Below are 20140 nucleotides of genomic sequence, written 5' to 3' on the forward strand. Positions count from 1 at the left end.
GGAGCACCACGGCCGTGACGAAGATCAGGGGAGGGAGCCGGACATGGCGACCTACAGCCACCGCTGCGATCGGTGCGACTCCAGCTCGCCCCCCACCAGCCACGCCGACGCGCTTGCCGCGCAGGAGTACCACCGCGACCAGGTCCACGGCGGGCACATGCCCCATCAGGGCGATCGGATCGTCCTCCACCCGACCGGGTGGGCGGACGCCGACTCCACCGAACGCTGGATCATGGTCGGGGCGATCCTCCTGGTGATCATCGTCGTGCTCGCGAAGCTCTGACCGGTACGCAGAAGGCCCCCGCATGATGCGGGGGCCTTCGTCGCTCCGAGGGGGTACGCTCCCCGCCCAGAGTGCTCGACCGGAGGGTGGCGTCATGGCAGGAACGACCGCGTTCGTGTGGGTACTGCTCGGGGGATGCGGGGTCGCAGTCATCGCGACCATTGCCCGAGCGAAGGTGGAGATCGCCCGGATCGAGGCGAAGTCCGGCGACCGGATGCGGCGGAGCTGACCTCACCGGGCGCGGCAGCCCGGCCTCGCCGTTCAGGCGTCGCCGGGCTTCTTCTTGCGCTGCCGCACCCCGGGCACCTTGTACTCGCGGGCGATGGTGAGGACCGTCGGCTCGGTCCACGGCAGGTGTTTCGCGATGGCCGCGTGCGAGATGGGGTGCTCGACGCCGTCGCGCTCGACGGTCGCCGTGCGGAGCTCCTCGGCAACGGCCTTGCGGGCGGCGTGGCGCAGCCGCTCCTCCTCCTTGACGACGTCCTCCCACGCCTTGATGGCGGCGAGCATCTTGGGGCTCGGCTCGTAGTTGGCGTACAGGTCGCGGGGTCCGGTTCGGCTCATGCCGCGAGTGTTCCACAAGTCGGTTCAGGTAAACCCGATAAGGAAGGTGGGTCAAGGTGAGCAAACTTTCCTGAACTTTCTAAGGAAACTTGGTTTTGCTTAACGCATTCAGGAAAGGATGGAGGTGTAACCACTCACCACCCCACCCTGAAGGGCACCCCATGAGCCTCCCCACCCGCACCTACACCGAGCGCCTGGCCGACTCCACCCCCCAGAGCGCGGCTGCGCTCGGCTTCGGCAACCTCGTCGCCGACGTCGACGCCCGTCGGGCCGCCATCCAGGTCCGCACCTTCGACAGCACCGAGGCCGTCCGCCAGGCCGTCGCCCGCGACGAGCTGACCGACGGCAGCGTGTTCGTGGTCGACTCCGAGAAGGTCGTCGGCTTCGTCGTCGTCGTCTTCGAGGCCGCGCTCACCGAGGAGTGCGGGCCCTTCGATCACCTCTCCGAGCCGGGCCGCGAGTACGCGGACGGCGAATATGTGGACAGCGTGGTCGTCGCCGAGGGTGAGGCCCGCATCCGAGGCTTCCTCCTCCGCGACGAGGGCACCCAGGACCGCATCCGGTCCATGCGCAAGCTGGCCAACATCTCGGCCGAGCGTGTCCGCACCGACCCCAACGCGGACGACCCTGAGTGGCAGATGGCCCTTCACCGGCTGACGGTCGCCATGTCTTACCTCGCGGCCCATGACCCGATCGCCGCCGAGGCCGTCGACGCCTACGCCCGCCGGATCGCCGAAGACCTCAAGCGGATCGACGAGGAATACGGCGTCACCCGCCCCTGACCCCGTCCGCCCCACCGGGGCGGGCTGACCGGCCCGCCCCTCCTCCCACCAGGAGAAGCGCATGGACACTCTGAGTCCGCCCGCCACCGGCACCCGCGTCCTGCTTCCCGACGGCTCGGCGAAGACCGTCCTGGACACCACCCGCAGCGACGACGGGCACCTCTGGCTCCACCTCGACGGCGGCAGCGCCAACCGGGCCGACCGATGCGAGCCGGTCGACACCTCCCGCATCACCGAGGCCCGCCAGGCCGCCCGCCGGGCCGCCCACGCGATCCGAGTCGGCGGCGACATCGGCCAGGCCGCCGACGAACTCGGTGACGCCCTGCGCTACCTCGCCCAGGCCGACCCCGACGCCTTCGACGAACTGACCGCCGGTGCCCCCCGGGTCACCATCGAGATCCCCCGCCTCGGCGTCATCCAGGGCGACATCCTCCACCAGCACGGTGCCCGGCTGACCGTCCTGCGCACCGCCGTCTCGACCTCCGACACCCCGCAGTGGTGGGCCGAAGTCCACGGCGTCACCGCCGAGGACCGGCAGGCCACCTACCGCGCCCCGTGGCACACCGGCATCCACGTCCAGTACGCGGCATGGGACCTGGTGACCGTCGAGCGCGCCGTCCCCGCCTGACCAGCACCACGACCTAGGAGCAGCAGCATGTACGCAGTCACCCTTGCCCACCCGCACCTCGACGAACGGCGCTTCTTCTGCGGGACCCCCGGCGAGCTGCGAGACGCCGTCTGGGGCGTCGCCCGCGCCCAGGGCAGCCCGATCACATCCGAGGGCGGATACGACAGGGAGATGATCTACGAGGTCGGCGACCTCCGCTCGCGCGCCGACACCGAGGGCACCGGCACCTTGCAGGTCCTCGACTTCACCGTCACGGTCGACCCGATCGCCGGGACCGAGTACGACTGCGAGGGCCACGAAGGCGAGGACATCGCACTCCTCGGCAACCCCGCCACCTGCGACGGCTCGTGCAGGCCCCGCCCGCGCTTCGACCGTGCGGCCCTGGTCGATCTGACGACCGCGCTCGACGACGCCGAGCTGGACGAGTCCGGCGGCTGCGGCGCCTGTGGTCTGGAGGCCGGGCAGATGTGCGTGGCCTGCGGGTGCTGCAACTGCGACCGGCATGACACCTGTGTGCGCCCGCCCGAGGACACCTCGGCCACGGTTGAGGCGCCGCCCTCGACCGACTAGACCGCTCCCGGCGCACAGCCAGGCCCCGCTCTCCCCCGTGGAGAGCGGGGCTTCCTGCTGTCCAGAACCGTCCAGAAGCTTCCACGACCTTCCAGGTGGAGGCGCCTGGCGGCCGGTGCGAGGCCTGATCCGGGGGTGGGCAGACAATGCGTCACTTTGCCCATTCTTTACTTAATCAATCAAGGAAACATGGTTAACCAAAGTGAGTTAAGGAAATGATGGGGGTGTACCCACTCACCACCCCCGAAGGGCCCGGACATGAGCGCACCGGACACCACCACCCACCACCCCACCAGGTGCCTCAAGTGCCGCCGGATCCTCCGTAAGCCCTCGCCGGACGGGCTCGGCCCGAAGTGCAGGCGGATGGTCCGCCGGACCGCGCGGCTCAGCCCTCCGCCCGCATACAAGCCGGAACAGGTCGCCAAGGCCGTCGAACTCCTGGAGTTCGGCGGCCTTGTTCCTCTCCGCGAGAGCCGGATCTTCCTTGCCGTCTCCGAGGACGGCAGCGAGGTCTACCGCACCGCGGCCACCGGCCAGTGCAACTGCCCGGCCGGGCTCCGCGCGCTCCACCTCTGCTACCACGGCGCGGCCGCGCTGCTCCTCGCCTCCGCCGCCTGACCCCCCACCGACAGGACCACCATGAACCACCACGTGAAGGCCGCCGTACGCGCCCAGCGCCTTGCCACCGTCCTCTCGACCACCGCCCAGGCGTACCCCCGAGGCCACCGCGAGGGCCGCGCCCTCCGCGCGGCTGCCCGTCACCTCCTCGGCGCGGGCAACGCCCTCACCGCGAGCGCCGTCACCGGCGGACCCAGCCGGGCCGCCGACCGCACCCTCCTCCTGGCCCGACAGAGCCTCGACGTGGACACCAGGGTGGACATGGCGGTCATCGACCACATCACCGCGCCCGTCACCGGGATCACCCCCCACTTGGGGACGTTGGCCTCCCGGCAGCAGGATCACGCCCGCCGCCAGCGCTGGCAGCGCGCCCAGCTCCTCGACCTGATCCCGCGCCTCGACGACCAGGACGACGAGGTCGCCACCGCGGCGTTCGTCGCCCTGATCCGCCTGTACCGCGACCGCGACCGCCTGGTCGACGACATCCACCACGGGCGCACCGCCCAGCCCACGGCCACCTTCCGCACCGCCGACGGACGACGGACCGGGGAGCACCAGCCGGGCACCCTCGCCGTGTTCGTCGGCGGCCGGGTCATCGCCGAGCTCACCGTCCCTCTCGACATCACGGCCGGCGACATCTGGCAGCTCATCGCCGACACCAAGCCCACCACCACGGAGGTATCCGCATGACCGAGACCGAGCGCGTCGACACCTTCCCCGTCCCTGGCGCCACCCTGCGCGAGTACCCCGCCCCGGCCTCGGGCGGCGCTCCTCTCTACCAGGTCTTCGTCGGCGGCTGGCGCGTCGGCGGGGACTACAGGACGCGCGCCGGAGCCCTGCGCGCGGCCGAGCGGGCCAGCAAGAAGGCCCGCCCCCGCCGGAACTGGGCCACCGCCCAGGCCCTCGGCCACCGCACCGTCCAGTGCGACACCACCGCCGTCCACACCGCCCCCGACGGCGCCCGAGCCTTCGTCCTCCTCGACGGGATCGGCGACACCGAAACCGTGAGGGACTGGACCCGCACCGCGGCCCGCCGCCTCGCCCGCGCCGCGTCCCGCCGGGGCAACGCGGAGGCCGGTCTCCGCCACGTCTACGAGGGCTACGCCGCCACCCCCGACCGCCAGGACCGGCACCGCAGGCGCTACATGCCAGGAGCTGCGGCGGTCGTCGCCGTCACCGCCCCCGGCCGCCCGATGACGGTCGCCTGGTGCGGCGACTCCCGGGCCTACCTCCTCACCCGGGGCATCGTCCGGCGGCTCACCGACGACCACAACCTTCACCGGGTCTACCCCCCGAGCCTGATCCACCCTGGCGGAGGCAGCCGCGACGGGATCACCTCGTACCTGGGGTCCGTGGCCGACGACGAGGCACGGCAGGCATCGCATGGCCACCCGGCGATCGAGACGGTGACCGTCCCCCTCGACGGGAAGCCGTGCCGACTGCTCCTCGCCTCCGACGGCGCGTACCTGCCGCATCTGGAGGCCGCGCACGACCTGTACGCCGAGCTCGACGACGACCCGAGGGCCGCCGCGCTCCAGGAGTTCGTGGACCTCGCGGTCGAGACCTCGGCCGCAGCCACCCCGGACGACCCGTACGCGGACAACGCGACAGCGCTCCTCGCCGACCTCTGACCCCCGGTGTCCGGACACAGACCGGACAGTGTCCGGACACGCGCCCACCTGCAACAACACCCGCACGCGGACACCGGCCGGACAACGGCCCGGACGGTGTCCGGACAGAGAGGACAGCATGATGAGCACCGCCACCCAGGTTGCCCGCCCGCAGGTGCAGCCCGCCGAGGAGTTCACCCACCGCCCGCTGTACGACGTGCCCAACGACTACCAGCAGGCCGCCAGGGTCTTCACCGTGGCGGTCGCCGGACCCGGCCGGGCCGAGGGCGACCCGGTCGAGTGGTTCACGGTCGCCGAGCACAACTCGGCGCGCGCCTGGGCAAAGGTACTGGCGTGGTACATGGTCGAGACCGAGACGGTCGACGCGATCGTGATCGGCAGCCGCTCCTTCGAGGGAGCCCCCGGCAAGGGCCTCGGCTTCGTCCACGACCTGCGGGCCGAGTACGCCCGGCAGAAGGCGCTCGACGACCTCGCGGACCAGGCGGCCGAGCTAGTTGACACCTTCCACGCGGACACCACGGACCTGGCCGACCAGTCGCAGGAGCACGCGGCGGCGCTCGCCGATGCCTCATACTCCGCGTGGCCGCTCGTCCTCCAGGCCGCCGCGAACGACGGCTCGTAGCCCCTGGGACACCCGCCCGGACACTGTCCGGACACCCGCCCCCGGAGACGTCGACCGCCCGCCACCCTGGAAAGGGTGGCGGGCGGTCGCGTGTCGTCGGCTCCTAGGCCTGCGGACGTGCCTTCCGGGCCTGGCCGCGCGCCCACGGTCCCAGGTGCCCGGCCGCGATGTCGGAGACCCGCTGGTTGCTGACGTCCAAGGCGGTCCCAATGTCGCTGCGGTCGTACGGGCCGTCGAGGAGGGCACGCACCGTACGCTGCCGCCCATCCCGGAGCCATGCCAAGAGCGGGCCTACGGCGAGCGACGTGCGAGTCAGCGCTCCCGCCTGCTCAAGGGTTGGCTCGCCGGCGAGGTGCGCGAGGTCGGCGAACTGCTCAGGCAGGGTGGCCTCGCGGGGCTGCGCGCACGCGATGTCGGAGACCCGCTGCTTGCTGACGCCCATGACGGTCCCAATGTCGCTGCGGTCGTACGGGCCGTCGAGGAGAGCCCGCGCCGTACGCCGACGCTCCTCCCCGAGCCACACCCGCAGCGGGGGCACGGCGAGCGACGTGCGGGTCAGCGCCTTCGCCTGCTCAAGGGTTGGCTCGCCGCCAAGGTGCGCGAGGAAGGCGAATTCGTCAGGAAGAGCCGAGCGCGTCATGCCCTCACTGTACGGGGATGGTCACTATGCCAGGCGCGACGACCAGCCCGACCGGGACGCCTCACAGGGCCGCTGACCTGCGGAAACTTCCTCGATCTCTTCCCGTTACCCCGGAACCGCATGGGGGTGACGCGCGTTAAACATAGTGACCAACCTCTACCTCAACCTCAGGGGGCACCATGCGCGCCACCATCCGCCAGAACACCCTTCCCAACCTCCACGACGACGTGGAAGCCGCGATGGCACTCGTATACATCGACGACAGTGGCACCTACCGGCGAGTGCTGGTCACCAGCTACCCCGACCGCCCTTCCTCGCGGGTCGAGGAGGTCATGCCGGGCCGCGAGGTCCGCTTGACGCTCCGAGTTGAACTCCTCACCTGCATGCACGAGGTCCAGCAGAGCACCCCGGCCGCGATCGAGGCCCGCTGGTCCCGCCAGAGCAAGCGCAACGACTACCGCACCCGCACCTCCACGTACACGAGGGTTCCCTCCGCCTCCCTGAACTGCCCGGTGACCCCGCCTGTGCCCCCGTCCGCCCTCCTTGACGAAGAGATCCCGGCGCACGTCACCGTCACCGCCGACTACATTGAGCTGGTCGCGGAAGCCGGCGACGCCGAAGACGCCCTCGACCTCTCCCGGCAGCTGATCCGCGAGGGCTGCACCAAGGTGGCCGTCGACGTACGGCGCACCGTGACCCGCGGCACCCTCGACCGCAACGCTCTGCGCAAGATCGCCCTGGCGGCAGCCGCCCAGGCGCGCCGGGAGCGCCGCGAGGCCCGCCTCCTTCGCGTGGCCGACCCCGCTTAACCCGCCTGCAATGCGGAGACTCACGCCCGCCTCGACGGCACCCCGGCGTGCCTCTGAGCTGCGAAAACTTCCTCGATCTCTTCCCGCTACCCCGGTACCCCCAGGGGGGACGCGCGTTAGGCATAGTGACCAATCACTAACACCCTCACCACGGGAGAGCCCGAAATGGACGCCACGACCGCCACCGACCTCCTCACCCGGCAGGCCACCCGGCACTTCGAGCAGGCCGAGACCGCCCGCACGCGCCTCGTTGACCTCCTCGCCCGCCACGGCTCGCAGCTCAGCATGGCCATCGATAGCGTCCTGGTCGCCGAAGCCGCAGCCACCCCCTGGGTGCGGCTGATGCGGCGGATCGACCGCAACGGCGCCCGCGAGGCCCTGGTCGCCGAACGGGAGAAGGCCATGAACGACCTCCTCGGATACGGCATCAGCCTGAGCACCAGCCTCGTCACCAACGCGGCCCGACTCGCCGAGCAAGACGGTCTCCGCAACTTCCTGAGCACGACCAACGGCATGGTGATCGACGAGGGCCAGGTCGAGGAGTCCACCCCGGAGGCGGCCGAGGAGGCGGCCCCGACCCCGGAGGTAGTTGAGATCCCGAAGGTGACCCCGGCCCAGATGCGCACCCTGGCGGCCGTCCGGGACAACGGCGTCACGCTCGGCGAAAAGAAGGTCGGCCACCTGGTCGTGAGGGCACAGCGGGGCGACCGCCCCCGGGTGGACATGGTCCAGTGGGTCATCTCGAAGGGCTGGGCCGTGTCGGACGCCTCCCGCTCCCTGCACCAGGGGCAGCCGGTCACCCTCACCGCGGTCGGCGAGGCGATCCTCGCTGGATGACCGCCAGTCCCGGGCGGGGCGTTCCGGCCCTGCCTGACTGGCTGCCCCGCAGGGGCCTTGACCTGCGAAACTCCCTCGATCTCTGCCAGTGCACCCGGAACCACATGGTGGATACACGCGTTGGACATAGTGACCAACCACTTACACCACCATCAAGGGAGCCCACGATGGACGCCACCACCCGGAACACAGTGTTCGCAGCAGCGGCCCAGGCCACGCACTGGACCCGGCTGAACACCGGCCTCCGCACCGAGGTCCTCAACAAGGTCGCCACCTGGGGCCAGACGGCGGGAATCGTCGAGACCGCCATGGGCGCCCTGCGCGCCCTCTGAACCCCTGCACGCTCAGCGGCCCGGCAACCGCCGGGCCGTACCCATTCCAGAACGGAGGTGGTCGGCATGGCCGACATCGAGATCAACCACACCCGGACGGAGGGCACGATCCTCACTGGCTCCACCAAGGGCGACGGGGTGTACGAGATCGTGAAGCACCACAACTTCCGGTCCTCGCGCCACGTCACCGGCTTGTACATCCGCGGCTCCCGGGACAAGGAAGCCTCGTGGCGAATCAACGCGGCCGCGGCTGCGCTCCGCGAGGCGGGGCACACGGTGACGATCGAGATCGACGACGAGGACCCGCGGACCTTCGCGGAGATTGAGGCCGAGCGCCGGGAGAGCGCTGAGGAGCGCGCCGACCGCTTCGCCGACCGTGCAAGCCGGGCCACCGCCTCGGCCGACGCCCGGCGGGAGGCCGCCGACCAGATCTCGAAGCGGTTCGAGTTCGGCCAGCCGATCCTCGTCGGCCACCACTCTGAGCGTCGCGCCCGCCGGGACGCGGACCGGATCGACACGAACATGCGGCGCTCGGTCGAAGAGCGCGACCGGGCCTCGTACTGGGCGAACCGCACCGGGGCCGCCGAGAACTACGAGCAGCACCGGAACGACCCTCACCGCACCCTGCGCCGCTTGAAGAAGCTGGGCGCTGATCTGCGCGCACTGGAGCGCGACCGGGCGGAAGTCGTCGAACGGGGGTGGGAGCCCAGTGAGCAGAGGGAGCGCCGCATCCGCGAGCTCACCGAGGAGATCGCGCACTGGGAGGCGCTCGTCGAGAAGGCCGTGGCCGAGGGTGTGAAGGTGTGGGGGCCCGGCGACTTCGCCCCCGGCGACTTCGTGCGTTACCTCGATTCGTACTACCAGGTGGTCCGGGTCAACCCGGCGACGCTGTCGGTCGCCTGGAACCTGCGCTACGCCCCGAAGCCGGTGATGACCCTGGACGACGCCACGGAGGGCGGCCGGGTCGGCACGCACACCGCGGACTACACCCAGGTCCAGTGGCGATGCCCCGAAGAGGCGATGTACGCCTGGCTCGCCGACTGCAAGGTCCCCGGCAAGAAGCTCGCCGACGAAGCATCGGACAAGGCCCCGGCCGCCGCGATCCGTAACGCCCGCGCGGCAGCGAAGAAGGCGACCCCGAAGAAGCGCACCGACCCGAAGATCCCGAAGGGGGTCAGGGTAGAGGCCCAGTGGCGCGCGCCCGAGGCCACCCTGACGTGGCTGAACGGGAGGAATCAGCCGCACAGGGATCACCCGCCCGTCACGCTCACCGCGGCGGAGGGCACGACGTACACCGAGTCGGTGTGGTCGGAGCAGCTCGGCACCCAGGTCAACCAGGTCCTTGCCGAGGCTGGGTACATGCCCGCGGGCACCGGGTGGCGAGGCGGCCCTGCGAACGGGCTCAGCGGCGCCATCGTGCCCGTCCCGAAGGAGGAGCCCAAGGCGGTCGCAGAGCAGCCGGCGCCGGAGCTCGCCATCGAGGAGGAGCCCGCGGCGACCCCGGCGGAGGAGCCCGCCATCGAGAAGGAGGCCCAGGTCGAGGAGGACCCCGCGGTCCAGGGGGAGCCCGCGGTCCAGGAGCCCGAGCAGCCCAAAGTGTGGGGGCGGGGCGACTTCGAGAGGGGCGACTACGTGCAGGCCCTCGGGGGCTGGCACAAGGTCCTCAGGTCCAACCCGAGGTCGGTGTCGGTGCCCGGCCCGGAGGTCTACCTGATCCAGTGGGACATGGTCACCGGTCGCCGGAGTGCGGAAGAGATGGCCGATGTCGAAAAAGTTGCCCTGACCTGCGATTCTTCCGGAACTACCCGGAACCGCATGGTGGATACACGCGTTGGTCATAGTGACCAACCACTAACACCCTCCATCTCTCAGGAGCCCGCCATGCCCGTCACTACCACCGAGGTCGCCACCGAGGTCGCGGCACCCGCGCCCGATAAGGAGGCGGCGCCCAAGCGCGCCCCACGAGCGAAGAAGACGGCAGACGGCAAGGCCCCGGCCAAGAAGGTCGCCGAGCCCGCCAAGGTCAGCAAGCGCCGGGAGGTCGCAGCTGACCAGGTGGCCGAGGCGAAGGCCAAGGCGGCGACCCAGAAGACGATCCCGATCGACCGGATCGACCGCGACCCGACCCAGCCCCGCGAGCACTTCGACCAGGCCAAGCTGGACGAGCTGGCCAAGTCGATGAGGAAGCTCGGCCAGCTCCAGCCCATCACCGTGGTCTACATCACGGCGACCAAGCGGTACCGGCTCATCATGGGCGAGCGCCGGTGGAGGGCCGCCAAGGCGGCTGGCCTCACCGAGATGACCGCGCTCGTGCTCCACGGCGTCCACAACGATCCGCGCACAACGCTCGCCATGGCCACCGCGGAGAACGTGGGCCGCGTGGACATGACCCCGGTCGAGGAGGCCAAGGCGTTCAAGAGGCTGGAGGGCGCGAAGTTCAGCATCGACGAGATCGCCGAGATGGTCGGCAAGTCCCCGGCGTACGTCGGCTGGAGGATCGACCTCCTGCGCCTCTGTGACTCTGCCCGCGAAGCCCTCGAAAAGGGTCACCTGACGGTCGGACTCGCTTGGTACGTCAGCCTGTTGAACACGGGCAACCAGATGCGGTTCCTCGCCCGCCACGCGCGCGGCGAGTTCCGGTCGACCCGCGAGGCCGAGGCGTTCGCCCAGGCGGCCCGGGACGAGGAGAAGCGCCAGGAGGAGCAGGGATCGTTCTTCGTCCTGGCCGAAGAGTCCCCGGAGGCCCCCGGTGATGACAGGCAGGAGGCGCTGCCCGGCTCGCTGGACGTCCCCGAGGGGGAGCGCGAGCGGATCGCCGCCGAGCGCTCGAAGCTGACGAAGAAGATCGACAAGCTCGGCGACCTCGGCGCGATCCTCTCCGAGCTGGCCACCGCGAACCCGGAGGAGCTGGCCCTCCTCCTTGCCGGTACGCCCGGAGGGGTCCCCGGCCACATGCTCCGGATCGAGCACCTGCGAGAGGTTGCGCTCCGGGCGACGAAGACCTTGCGCCAGGCCCAGGCCATCGCGGCCATCCGGGCGGACGGCATCCGGCTCAACCCGGAGGCCGTCACCGAGGCCGCCGAGCCCGAGGCCGTCTGACCCCTGCACGCCCCGGACATAGTGACCTGCCACTAACAGGAGGGGTGGGGGCGAAATCAGCCCCCATCCCAACCCACCCCCAGGCCAAACGAGGCCGCCACAGCGGCCCTCACGGGTTTTCGGACCCCGGCCAGCACCCCGACCACACCCCGCAGCGATCGAAGGAGCCCCCATGCGTTTTCCCGACACCGTCCTAGCGGTCCTCGCCGACCCGCGCACTGTCATTCGAGCCGACCGCGTGCACACTCCGTTCCAGTTCGACCTCGCGGTCTGGCGGCAGATGAACGAGGCGCTCAAGGAGATGGGCGGCCGGTGGGACAGTCGGACCAGCGTCCGCGCCCACGTCTTCCCGCACCGGATCGAGGAGCACATGCGCCAGTGCATCGCGGCCGGCGAGTACCCCAGTCGGTACGAGACGGGCTGGTTCCCCACCCCGCACCCGCTGGTCATGCAAGTTTGCGACCTGGCCGGGATCTACGCCGGGATGACCGTCCTGGAGCCCTCGGCGGGGGCCGGGGCGCTCACCCAGGAGATCGCCAGGCGCGGCGGCGTGATCGACGCGGTTGAGGTCGACGAGCGGCGCGCCGACATCCTCCGCGAACAGGGCGACTGCCGCCGGGTCGTCGCCACCAACTTCCTCGCCATGGACCCGCTGGGGTACGAGGTGGGATTCGACCGGGTCGTGATGAACCCGCCCTTCAATGAGGGGCTCGACCACATCAAGCACGCGATCTCGCACATGACCGACGACGGCATCCTCGTCGCCGTCATGAGCGACGGGCTGCGGTGGTGGAGCGACAGGGCGAGCGTCGAGTTCCGCGCGATGGTGGACGGGGTCGGCGGCGAGATCGAGCCCTTGCCCGAGGACAGTTTCGCGGTCAGCGGGACGACCGTCCGGACGTGCCTCGTGTACGTCCCCGGCTACGCCGGTGGCCCGCTCCGCACCCACGACTGGCACCAGCGCCAGCCGCGCCAGCTCGACCTGTTCGCCGCCTAACTCTCTGACCTGCGCCTTTCTTCGAAATACCCGGGGTACCCCCGGAACCTCGCGGAGAGTCACGCGTTGGTCATAGTGACCAACCAATAACCACTTCTCACCAGAAAGGCCCCCATCATGACTACCCCCTCCACCCCCTCCGAGGAGGAGATCACCTTCTTCCAGCCGGCCTTCCAGTCCGACAAGCCCATGGAGATCTCCGGAGAGGACATGGGCTACCTGGTGGCCTGGATGAGGGCCCAGCTCACCAACCTCCCCAAGGAGGACGAGAACAGCCACCTGTGCCAGTCCCTCACCTCCATCCTCAACCAGGCATTCAAGACCTACGGCTCTGCCCCCATGGCCTCCCCGACCTGTATCTGCCGGGGCTAACCCCACCTACCCCGGCCGGGCCACCAAGGCCCGGCCGGGCCCTTCCGGAAAGGAACCAGTACCACATGGACGCGCTCAGACTCGCCACCTGCACCTACCAGGAGTTCACGCCCGACATGGGCACCCCCGTCCGCACCACTGCCGGGCACCCCAGGTTCGCCCTCCCGTACAAGTTGGCCGCGCACGCGAAGCTGATTACCCCCGCCTGGGACCTCGTCCAGCAGGCCAAGAAGGGCCTGGCCGAGGACGCCTACCAGTTCCAGTACCGGCGCCAGCTCAACGAAGCCGGCCTCGACCGCATCCGCGAAGTCTTCACCGCCATCGCCGGGTCCTACGACCTGGACAGCCCGGTCGTCCTGCTCTGCTTCGACAAGCTCGCGGTCCCCGGGACCTGGTGCCACCGAACCCACTTCGGCCGCTGGTACTGCGAGCAGACCGGCGAAGAGGTCCCCGAACTGGGCGCCAAGCCCAAGGGGACCCCGCCCACCCTGTTCTGACCCTCAGCCCTGGCGGGCGAGGCCGGGAATCCCCGCCCGCCAGGACCCACCCGACAGTCACACACCCCACGGAGACCAGTATGGCCCTCGGCCGCCCCGCGATTGAAACCCGCGTCTGCATCGACGACTTCGGCCCGTTCGACTGCACCCTCGACCCCGTCAGCCGCTGGAACGGGTTCGTCAGCCCCAGCTTCACCCTCGACGTCGCCCGTGACGTGTCCGCCCAGACGCTCCGCATGGCCGACGCATGCGGCTACGAGAGCGTCGACACGATCCACGTGATCGACGGCCGCGCGGACAGCCGCGACACGGTCCACATCATCGACAGCGACATGACCCGCACGCTCAACGAGTGGGGCGACAAAGAGCCCGTCAAGGTCGCCGTCCGCGTCCCCTGGCGGGCCCTGGACCGAGGAGCCAAGCCCACGGTCTCCGAGGCGACCCCAGCCGCCCGCAAGGCCGCCCGCCGGAGTAAAGCCACCGGCCGAGGCGCGGCCCGCTCGGTCGTCATTCAGATCCGTTGGATGTACCTGCACGAAGGAAGCGACACCTCCGTCACCGTCATCCAGCCGGGCCGCGACGGCCTGTACCCCATCGGCGGCTGGGAATGGGCCTGGTCCTTCTCGGTCTGGTGGTGCGCGTGCGGTGAGCACACGGACTGGCACGAGCTGTGGTGCGAGCGCTGCGGCCTCCACCGCGACAACCAGCCGACCAGCCCGATGCAGGCCGCGACCTGGAGGGCCGGGGCGATCCTCCGGACCCTCGCACCGAACGCGACCTCGGCCACGGTCGACCTCTTCGACGACCACGCCCGCATCATCGACGTCTTCGACGGCGACACCGAGATCAACACCGCCGACGACGGCGACACCTTCGACACCGAAACGCTCGGCGCGGCCGACGAAGTCCTCCGTCAGGCGGTCGACGAGCTCGGCCACGAGGCCCTGGCCCCCGCCGGATGGGAGCACATCCCGGACGCCCGGTCGGCGCTCTTCTTCCGAATCAACTTCCCGGCCGCCCGCCCGTAGCCCCACCCGGCCTCGGGGCGGGCACCACTGCCCGCCCCGGACCCCCTCCCTCATCCCAATCCGAGCAAACGAGGACGTCTCATGCGCAACCATCGCCCCCAGAACCCGGCCTACGTCCTGCCCGACAGCGACGCGGTCAGCACAGCGGTCGACGAGGCCCTAGCCGCCCTGCACCAGGCGCAGCAACGGATCGGCCGAGTGATGGCCGTGGTCACCGCGGCAGCCGTCCGCGACATCCTGACGCACAACACCCCAGGTGCCCCGTTCGACGCCGCGCACGTAGAGCTGATCGCCACGGAGGACTGCGCCCTGCACGCCACCGGCCGGTACTGGACGGCGGACGGCACGGAGACCTCGTTCACCGAGGCCGTCGGCCACGTCGATGGCGGGAACGGCGTCTTCGACATGAACGAGTGGGCGCCCTACCTCGGCCGCGAGAACTCGGACGTCTGGAAGCCGCTCGTCACCGCCCTGCCCGCCCGGCACGGCATGTCGGTGTACCGCCTCGACCTGGTCAAGGCCGCTGCCCTGCGCCTCGGCTGACCACGCCTCACCTCGATCCAGGAGCGCGCGTCACCGCCCGCCCCGGGCCACCCCCTCACCCCAATCCGAGCGAACGAGGACGTCTCATGACCAACCACGCCCCCCAGGCGCCGCCCCCCAGCACGCCCGACAGCATCGACCCGGTCGCCTGCACGGCACTCCGAGAGGGCGCCGCCCAGGCCGGCGAGATCCTCCGCCAGGTCGTCCCCAACACCCGCGCGCTCTGCGTCGCCATCAAGGACGGCCTCACCCACCTGGTCTCCGTGGTTGACGGCGAGCGGATCGTGTGGACCAACGGGCTCCCGGACGACGGGCAGTTCGGCCCCACCCGGGTCGCCCAAGTCGAGAAGGCACTCCTCCTCGCCCTGCTCATCGACCCCGACCCCGGAGAACTGCGCGCCAGCGGCTGGACGGCGCTCCCCAATGGCCAGGGCGTCGAGGCGTACACCGTGCTGATCCCGCCCGCCTGACCCCCGCTCCACCCGACCCCGGGGCGCCCGCCCCGGGGCCGACGCATGCCCGACCGCGGAACCCGACCAAGGAGAGCCCGATGATCGAAGTCCTTGTCACCTGCAACGGCCGCGACCGCTACCCGGCCTGGATCGACCCCGATGACCAGAAGGAAGGCCACGTCCGCCCCTGGTTCGACCTCGACACCGTCCGCCGCATTGCGGACGACGCCGGGGAGGAGGTTGAGAAGTACGGGCACGGCTCGGTCGACACTGTGCACGTCCTCGAAGGCGACGTGTGCGGCGAGAAGCATGCGGTCGTCCTCGTCATCGTCTGGATGGACCTCGGCGGCGAGCGCCACCAGGAAGCCGTTCGAATCGTCGAGCCCAACAGCGAAAGCCGGTACGACATCGGCGGGCACGACTGGCAGTGGTACGCGCTGGACTACTGGATGCGCCCGCTGATCCCGTACCCGAGGTTCGAGGACCGGCCGCGCATTCCCCGCCAGGGAACCGTCTGACCTGCGCTTTTCCCCCGATCTCTCCGTGTCATCCCGGAACCTCACGGGGCGTCACGCGTTGGACATAGTGACCAACCAATAATGCCCGTCAGCTGTGCGAGCCGGGCCGGGAATCCCGGCTCGCACAGCCATGCCCGACAGTCACCAGAGGAGCCCACCCTTGCCCTACATCGACTCCACCACCCGCTCCTGGGCGGAAGCCTCGGCAGCGGCCAACGCCCCCGCCCGCGTCCGCGCCTACAAGCACGACGGTGGCGAGTTGTCCGTAATGGATTGGTTCTGCGGTGCAGGTGGCTCCTCCCAGGGCGCCCATGCGGTCCCCTTCCTGCGCGTCGCGCGCGCTGCGAACCACTGGAAGCAGGCCCTGCAGTCCCATGCCATGAACTTCCCAGGCGTCGCGCACTACATGGGCGACATCCGCAAGGCCCCGGTCTGGGCCTGGCCGATTACCGATCTGTTCTGGGCCAGCCCGGAATGCACGAACTGGTCGATCGCCAAGGGCAAGAAGCGGTCCTTCGCGAAGGCCGTTCAGGGTGACCTCCTCGATCTCTACGCGGACATGGAGGAGTCGCAGTTCAAGACCGGCGAGGACGACGACAACGAGCCGACCGCCGAGGAAGAGGCATCGCGGGCGCTAATGGAGGAGGTGCCGCTCTACCTGCGAGGCGTGATCGAGCGCGGCGGCCTGGTCAAGGCCGGAGTGATCGAGAACGTGATCGACGTCCGCGCGTGGACCGAGTGGGACAGCTGGCTGCGCGAGTTCCACAAGATGGGCTACATCACGAAGGTCATCGCGCTGAACTCGATGCACGCCGATCCGAGGTCCGTGCACCGGGCCCCGCAGTCCCGCGACCGCCTGTACGTCGCCTACTGGCACCGGAGCCTGGGCCGTACGCCTGATTGGGACAAGTGGCTGCGCCCCGCGGCCTACTGCCCGGCCTGCGACGAGCAGGTGGCGGCTCTCCAGGTCTTCCGGAAGTCCGGTAAGGACATGGGCCGCTACGGGTCCAGCTACGACTACAAGTGCCCCAAGACGTCCTGCCGCACGGTGATCCACCCAGATGTCCTTCCGGCCGCCGCGGCGATCGACTGGTCGATCAAGGGCACGCCGATCGGCAGTCGACCCAAGAGCAAGGACGCCCCGGAGGGCCTGGCCCCCAACACGATGGCGAGGATCCGCGCGGGCGCCGCCCGCTACTGGCCGCAGCTCGACGGCCAGATCGGCGAGGGGCAAGGCGACCTGTTCGGCGACGCCGAGCCGAGGGGTGGCCGGATGATTCCGCTCCTCGTCCCCACTGGCGGGACCTGGCGGAACGCCGGGACCAGCGTCGACACCCCCATGCCGACCCGGACCACGGTCGAGAGCGACGGCCTGGTGATCCCGCCCATGCTGATCCCGTGCGAAGGGCGGGACGGAAAGAAGGCGATGCGCGTCGGGGACCCCCTGCGTACGCAGACCGCGCGCGCGGAGACCGCCATCGCCTACGCCCCGTTCATCGTCCCGATGCGCGGCGGCGGCGACAAGGAGAAGGCGAGGCACCTCGGCCACCCGGTCCACACGGTCTCGGCCGGCGGCAACCACCACGGCCTGGTGACCCCGTTCGACGGGCTGCTCGTCCCGTACTACGGCAACGGAACGGCCCGGCCGGTGAGCGATCCGATCGGGACGCTCCCCACCCGCGACCGGTTCGCTCTGCTCAACGGGGCTGGTGAGTACGACTTCTTGAAGGTCCTTTTCCGGATGTTGGAGCCCCACGAGATCGGGCGCGCCATGGCCTTCGCGGACCACTACCGGGTGCTCGGCTCGAAGCGGAACCGGGTCAGGCAGTACGGCAACGCGGTCACCCCGAACGTGGCTGAGGTCCTGATGTGCGCGCTGGTCGAGTGCATCACCGGCGAGAGCATCGACCGGTACGCAATGGCCGCCTGACCTGCGAAAACTCCTCGATCCCTGGGGGTGCCCCCGGTACCCCCAGGGTGGCCACGCGTTAGGCATAGTGACCAACCAATAACACGCCATGAATCACCCGGAACAGCCCACGGAGGGCCAAGTGACTGCCAAGTTGATCCCCGCCCATATCGCGGCCGCCATCACTCAGGAAGCGGCGAAGCGCCAGAGCAATCCGCTACGCGAGGCCCGAGTGCTCGGCATCCTGGTCGCTGCCGGATACAGCGCCCGGGAGATCGCCGGACTCGGCGGAACGTCCTGGGATCGGGTGGACCTCTGTCTCGCCCTCCTTGATCTGGTCGACGCAGGCAAGGGTGCGGTCCGTGAGGGGCTCCTGCCGGTCGACCTCGCCGGATGTTTCGCCAGGCTGAGTGAGGCGAACCAGCAGCTGATGCTCAATCGCTGGCTCCGCGGCGACTTCCAGAGCGCGCGCCACGCGGAGCGCTACGCACTGTCGGTCGCGGTCGATGAGCAGCCCCAGGTCAGCTTCTGACCCGCACGAGTGAACCCTTATCCCACTTTCCTCAATGGGTTTACCTAAACTCACTAAGGAAAAAATGGGAGTAGATCCACTCACCACCCAACCCACCCAGGGAGGCCCCCCATGCGCGCCACCATCCGCACCCAGAACGCGACCGAGCGAGCCGAGGACGCCAAGGCGGCGGCCGCCAGCATCACGGTCAACAAGGACGCCACCTACAAGGTCCGCATGTCCCACTCCGAGCCCGGCCGCCCCACCCGCGAGGACACCAGCACCCTCCCCGGGACGTCCGTCCCCGGCCTGATCGCCGCCCTCCTCAAGAGCATCGACGACGAAATCGAGCAGGACGACACCGGCCGGATCACCTGCTGGGCGATCGACCCGGACACCGGCGCGGAGGACCGCCAGGTCTTCACCGCTGCCTGAACCACCCCGGCCCCACCACCACTAAGGATCACCATGCGACGCAAGATCCGGCACACCATCCCAGGCCACACCATCGACGACGTGAGCGACGCGCTCCGCGAGCTGGTCGTCGACGACCGCGCGACCTACAGCGAGGTGCTGATCGTCAAGGAGATCGGGCAGCCGGACGCGGTCCGAGAATCAGTCCTCTCCGGCGTCCACGTCCGCGCGTTCATCCGGATCCAGCTCCAGGAGTCCATGCGCCTGGTCCAGCAGCACGAGCCCTCGGCGGACTCCGTCATCACCCTCAGCTGCGACCGGCCGACCAAGGCGAACCGCTACCGCACCCAGACCTGCACGTACACGAAGGTCTGCTAGCTGGCGGCGGCCGGTGGGCCGCGTAAGCGATGGGAATCCCACCGGCCGCCAGTGCACTCCGACAGTCATGGGCCTTGCGACCCGCCAGGAGAGCAGGGCCCACCGTACCCCCATTTCTGATCACCGGAGGAACGCGTGAGCACCACCGAACCGACCACCAGCACCCGCGAGTTCATCATCGTCGGCCAGGAATGCGGCGGCAGCTACCGCCTGTGGGACGTGGCCCCCGCCCCGACCGACCCCGGGATGCGGGCCATTGCGCTCGAAGAGATCGGGGTCGACGCCATGGACGCCTTCGGCTCCGTCCACACCGAGTACGCCAGCACCGCACGTGAGGCCGTCGACCAGCTCCTCGCGACCCTCCGCGACCGGTACGGGGACGAGGACTTCGCCCTGGCCGTCAACAGCAATCTCGACGCCTACAACGCGGACGAGCCCTCGGTCGAGCAGACCAATCCGTACGGGAAGGCCACCACCACCGCCGCGACCCGCGACTCCCGGTACGAGATCACCGCGTCCGTCGTCCGCGGCACCCACCGCTTCAACCTGGAGGGCCTGCCCGTGGGGAGCATGGGCTCCAACTGTGCCCGCGACCGCGTACGTGCCGGGATCGTAAACAGCGGCCTGGACTGGCCCCTGGCCAACGTCCTCGTCCAGGCGACCGCCGACATCTGCGAGGACAACGTCACCAGCATCGGCGCCAGCGGCCTCGACCTCGCCATCGCGGTCACCGTCCTCGCCGCAGCCGGCGAGATCCCCGCCGAGTGCCTGGACGGGGCGGCCCTGGTCGCCGAGCTCCGGCTCGACGGGCGGCTCCGCACCCCGTACGGCCTGCCCTCCACGGTTCGCAGGCTCGCGGAAGGCGGCACCACGACCGTCATTGTCCCGGACGCCGCGGTGGCCGACCTCAAGCACACCGGGGCTCGGATCATCGGCGCGAGCAGCCTCAACGAGGTGGTGGCCATGCTTTCCGGCCACTGGCACCACCAGGGCTGCGCCCACTGCGACCGGGGCGTCACCGCCCCGCACCGGCCCCCGACCGCGCGCACCCTGCGCGACAAGGACCAGGTCGACGCCCAGACCTGACCGGCATACCGGGCGGCCCC

General features: G+C 70.1%; 27 protein-coding genes. 25 read left to right on the forward strand and 2 right to left on the reverse strand.

All coding sequences use genetic code 11. The annotated features are described in order from the left end of the window. The first annotated feature begins 43 nt into the window (after positions 1-43). Both A6A29_RS33865 and A6A29_RS47705 read left to right on the forward strand, forming a co-directional pair. Positions 44-283 (forward strand): hypothetical protein, encoded by a 240-nt coding sequence (locus A6A29_RS33865; protein WP_073726168.1) that lies wholly within the window; start codon positions 44-46, stop codon positions 281-283. Between the two features lie 94 nt (positions 284-377). After that, entirely contained in the window at positions 378-512 is a 135-nt protein-coding gene (locus A6A29_RS47705) for a hypothetical protein (RefSeq protein ID WP_274535852.1), read from the forward strand. Positions 513-544: 32 nt separating this feature from the next. On the opposite strand, the gene A6A29_RS33870 is transcribed toward A6A29_RS47705, so the two are convergent. Next, a complete protein-coding gene (locus A6A29_RS33870; RefSeq protein WP_073726170.1) occupies positions 545-847 on the reverse strand; it encodes a hypothetical protein in 303 nt (100 codons plus the stop codon). A gap of 161 nt (positions 848-1008) precedes the next feature. Here A6A29_RS33870 and A6A29_RS33875 point away from each other — a divergent pair, with 161 nt between their 5' ends. From A6A29_RS33875 to A6A29_RS33905, 7 genes are all read left to right on the forward strand, one after another. After that, the gene (locus tag A6A29_RS33875; protein WP_073726172.1) at positions 1009-1629 is read left to right on the forward strand and encodes a hypothetical protein; all 621 of its coding nucleotides are present in this window, start codon (positions 1009-1011) and stop codon (positions 1627-1629) included. A gap of 61 nt (positions 1630-1690) precedes the next feature. Further along, positions 1691-2257 (forward strand): hypothetical protein, encoded by a 567-nt coding sequence (locus A6A29_RS33880; protein WP_073726174.1) that lies wholly within the window; start codon positions 1691-1693, stop codon positions 2255-2257. A gap of 27 nt (positions 2258-2284) precedes the next feature. After that, positions 2285-2827 carry a hypothetical protein gene (locus tag A6A29_RS33885; RefSeq protein WP_073726176.1) on the forward strand — a complete coding sequence of 181 codons (543 nt, stop codon included), beginning with the start codon at positions 2285-2287 and terminating at the stop codon, positions 2825-2827. 258 nt (positions 2828-3085) lie between these two features. Next, complete coding sequence (locus A6A29_RS33890; protein ID WP_073726178.1) at positions 3086-3445, forward strand: hypothetical protein; 360 nt, start codon at positions 3086-3088, stop codon at positions 3443-3445. A 21-nt stretch (positions 3446-3466) separates the two neighbouring features. Then, positions 3467-4135, forward strand: a complete 669-nt coding sequence (locus tag A6A29_RS33895; RefSeq protein WP_073726180.1) for a hypothetical protein — start codon at positions 3467-3469, stop codon at positions 4133-4135. Next, entirely contained in the window at positions 4132-5076 is a 945-nt protein-coding gene (locus tag A6A29_RS33900; RefSeq protein ID WP_079183140.1) for a hypothetical protein, read from the forward strand. Before A6A29_RS33895 ends, A6A29_RS33900 begins: the two co-directional genes overlap by 4 nt. A 121-nt stretch (positions 5077-5197) precedes the next feature. Next, positions 5198-5698 (forward strand): hypothetical protein, encoded by a 501-nt coding sequence (locus A6A29_RS33905; protein WP_073726182.1) that lies wholly within the window; start codon positions 5198-5200, stop codon positions 5696-5698. Between the two features lie 103 nt (positions 5699-5801). On the opposite strand, the gene A6A29_RS33910 is transcribed toward A6A29_RS33905, so the two are convergent. After that, positions 5802-6338 carry a hypothetical protein gene (locus tag A6A29_RS33910; RefSeq protein WP_073726184.1) on the reverse strand — a complete coding sequence of 179 codons (537 nt, stop codon included), beginning with the start codon at positions 6336-6338 and terminating at the stop codon, positions 5802-5804. A 179-nt stretch (positions 6339-6517) separates the two neighbouring features. On the opposite strand from A6A29_RS33910, the gene A6A29_RS33915 reads away from it, so the two are divergent. The 16 genes from A6A29_RS33915 (at position 6518) to A6A29_RS33990 (ending at position 20120) form a co-directional block, all read left to right on the forward strand. After that, positions 6518-7147: a hypothetical protein gene (locus tag A6A29_RS33915; RefSeq protein WP_073726186.1), complete on the forward strand. Its 630-nt coding sequence runs from the start codon at positions 6518-6520 to the stop codon at positions 7145-7147. Between the two features lie 165 nt (positions 7148-7312). Continuing rightward, positions 7313-7984, forward strand: coding sequence for a hypothetical protein (locus tag A6A29_RS33920; protein WP_073726188.1), 672 nt, complete (start codon positions 7313-7315; stop codon positions 7982-7984). A 167-nt stretch (positions 7985-8151) separates the two neighbouring features. Then, entirely contained in the window at positions 8152-8316 is a 165-nt protein-coding gene (locus A6A29_RS45555) for a hypothetical protein (RefSeq protein ID WP_158074496.1), read from the forward strand. A gap of 66 nt (positions 8317-8382) precedes the next feature. Beyond that, on the forward strand, positions 8383-11415 hold the full coding sequence (locus A6A29_RS47205; protein WP_079183141.1) for a ParB/RepB/Spo0J family partition protein: 3033 nt from the start codon (positions 8383-8385) through the stop codon (positions 11413-11415). A gap of 172 nt (positions 11416-11587) precedes the next feature. Next, on the forward strand, positions 11588-12412 hold the full coding sequence (locus A6A29_RS33935; RefSeq protein ID WP_073726190.1) for a methyltransferase: 825 nt from the start codon (positions 11588-11590) through the stop codon (positions 12410-12412). 117 nt (positions 12413-12529) lie between these two features. Beyond that, on the forward strand, positions 12530-12784 hold the full coding sequence (locus tag A6A29_RS33940; protein WP_073726192.1) for a hypothetical protein: 255 nt from the start codon (positions 12530-12532) through the stop codon (positions 12782-12784). A gap of 65 nt (positions 12785-12849) precedes the next feature. Continuing rightward, a complete protein-coding gene (locus A6A29_RS33945; RefSeq protein ID WP_073726194.1) occupies positions 12850-13281 on the forward strand; it encodes a hypothetical protein in 432 nt (143 codons plus the stop codon). Between the two features lie 80 nt (positions 13282-13361). Further along, entirely contained in the window at positions 13362-14309 is a 948-nt protein-coding gene (locus tag A6A29_RS33950) for a hypothetical protein (protein WP_073726196.1), read from the forward strand. Between the two features lie 81 nt (positions 14310-14390). Beyond that, positions 14391-14852: a hypothetical protein gene (locus A6A29_RS33955; protein ID WP_073726198.1), complete on the forward strand. Its 462-nt coding sequence runs from the start codon at positions 14391-14393 to the stop codon at positions 14850-14852. A gap of 86 nt (positions 14853-14938) precedes the next feature. After that, the gene (locus tag A6A29_RS45560; protein ID WP_073726200.1) at positions 14939-15322 is read left to right on the forward strand and encodes a hypothetical protein; all 384 of its coding nucleotides are present in this window, start codon (positions 14939-14941) and stop codon (positions 15320-15322) included. An 80-nt stretch (positions 15323-15402) separates the two neighbouring features. Then, complete coding sequence (locus tag A6A29_RS45565; RefSeq protein WP_073726202.1) at positions 15403-15822, forward strand: hypothetical protein; 420 nt, start codon at positions 15403-15405, stop codon at positions 15820-15822. 160 nt (positions 15823-15982) lie between these two features. After that, complete coding sequence (locus A6A29_RS33970) at positions 15983-17752, forward strand: DNA cytosine methyltransferase (protein ID WP_241838755.1); 1770 nt, start codon at positions 15983-15985, stop codon at positions 17750-17752. Positions 17753-17873: 121 nt separating this feature from the next. Further along, positions 17874-18263, forward strand: a complete 390-nt coding sequence (locus A6A29_RS33975; RefSeq protein WP_073726204.1) for a hypothetical protein — start codon at positions 17874-17876, stop codon at positions 18261-18263. Positions 18264-18374: 111 nt separating this feature from the next. Next, on the forward strand, positions 18375-18677 hold the full coding sequence (locus tag A6A29_RS33980; protein ID WP_073726206.1) for a hypothetical protein: 303 nt from the start codon (positions 18375-18377) through the stop codon (positions 18675-18677). Positions 18678-18710: 33 nt separating this feature from the next. Then, complete coding sequence (locus A6A29_RS33985; protein ID WP_073726208.1) at positions 18711-19034, forward strand: hypothetical protein; 324 nt, start codon at positions 18711-18713, stop codon at positions 19032-19034. Positions 19035-19169: 135 nt separating this feature from the next. Continuing rightward, complete coding sequence (locus tag A6A29_RS33990; RefSeq protein WP_073726210.1) at positions 19170-20120, forward strand: magnesium chelatase domain-containing protein; 951 nt, start codon at positions 19170-19172, stop codon at positions 20118-20120. Positions 20121-20140: the final 20 nt, after the last annotated feature.

The organism is Streptomyces sp. TSRI0281, from assembly GCF_001905125.1.
Lineage (GTDB): Bacteria > Actinomycetota > Actinomycetes > Streptomycetales > Streptomycetaceae > Streptomyces.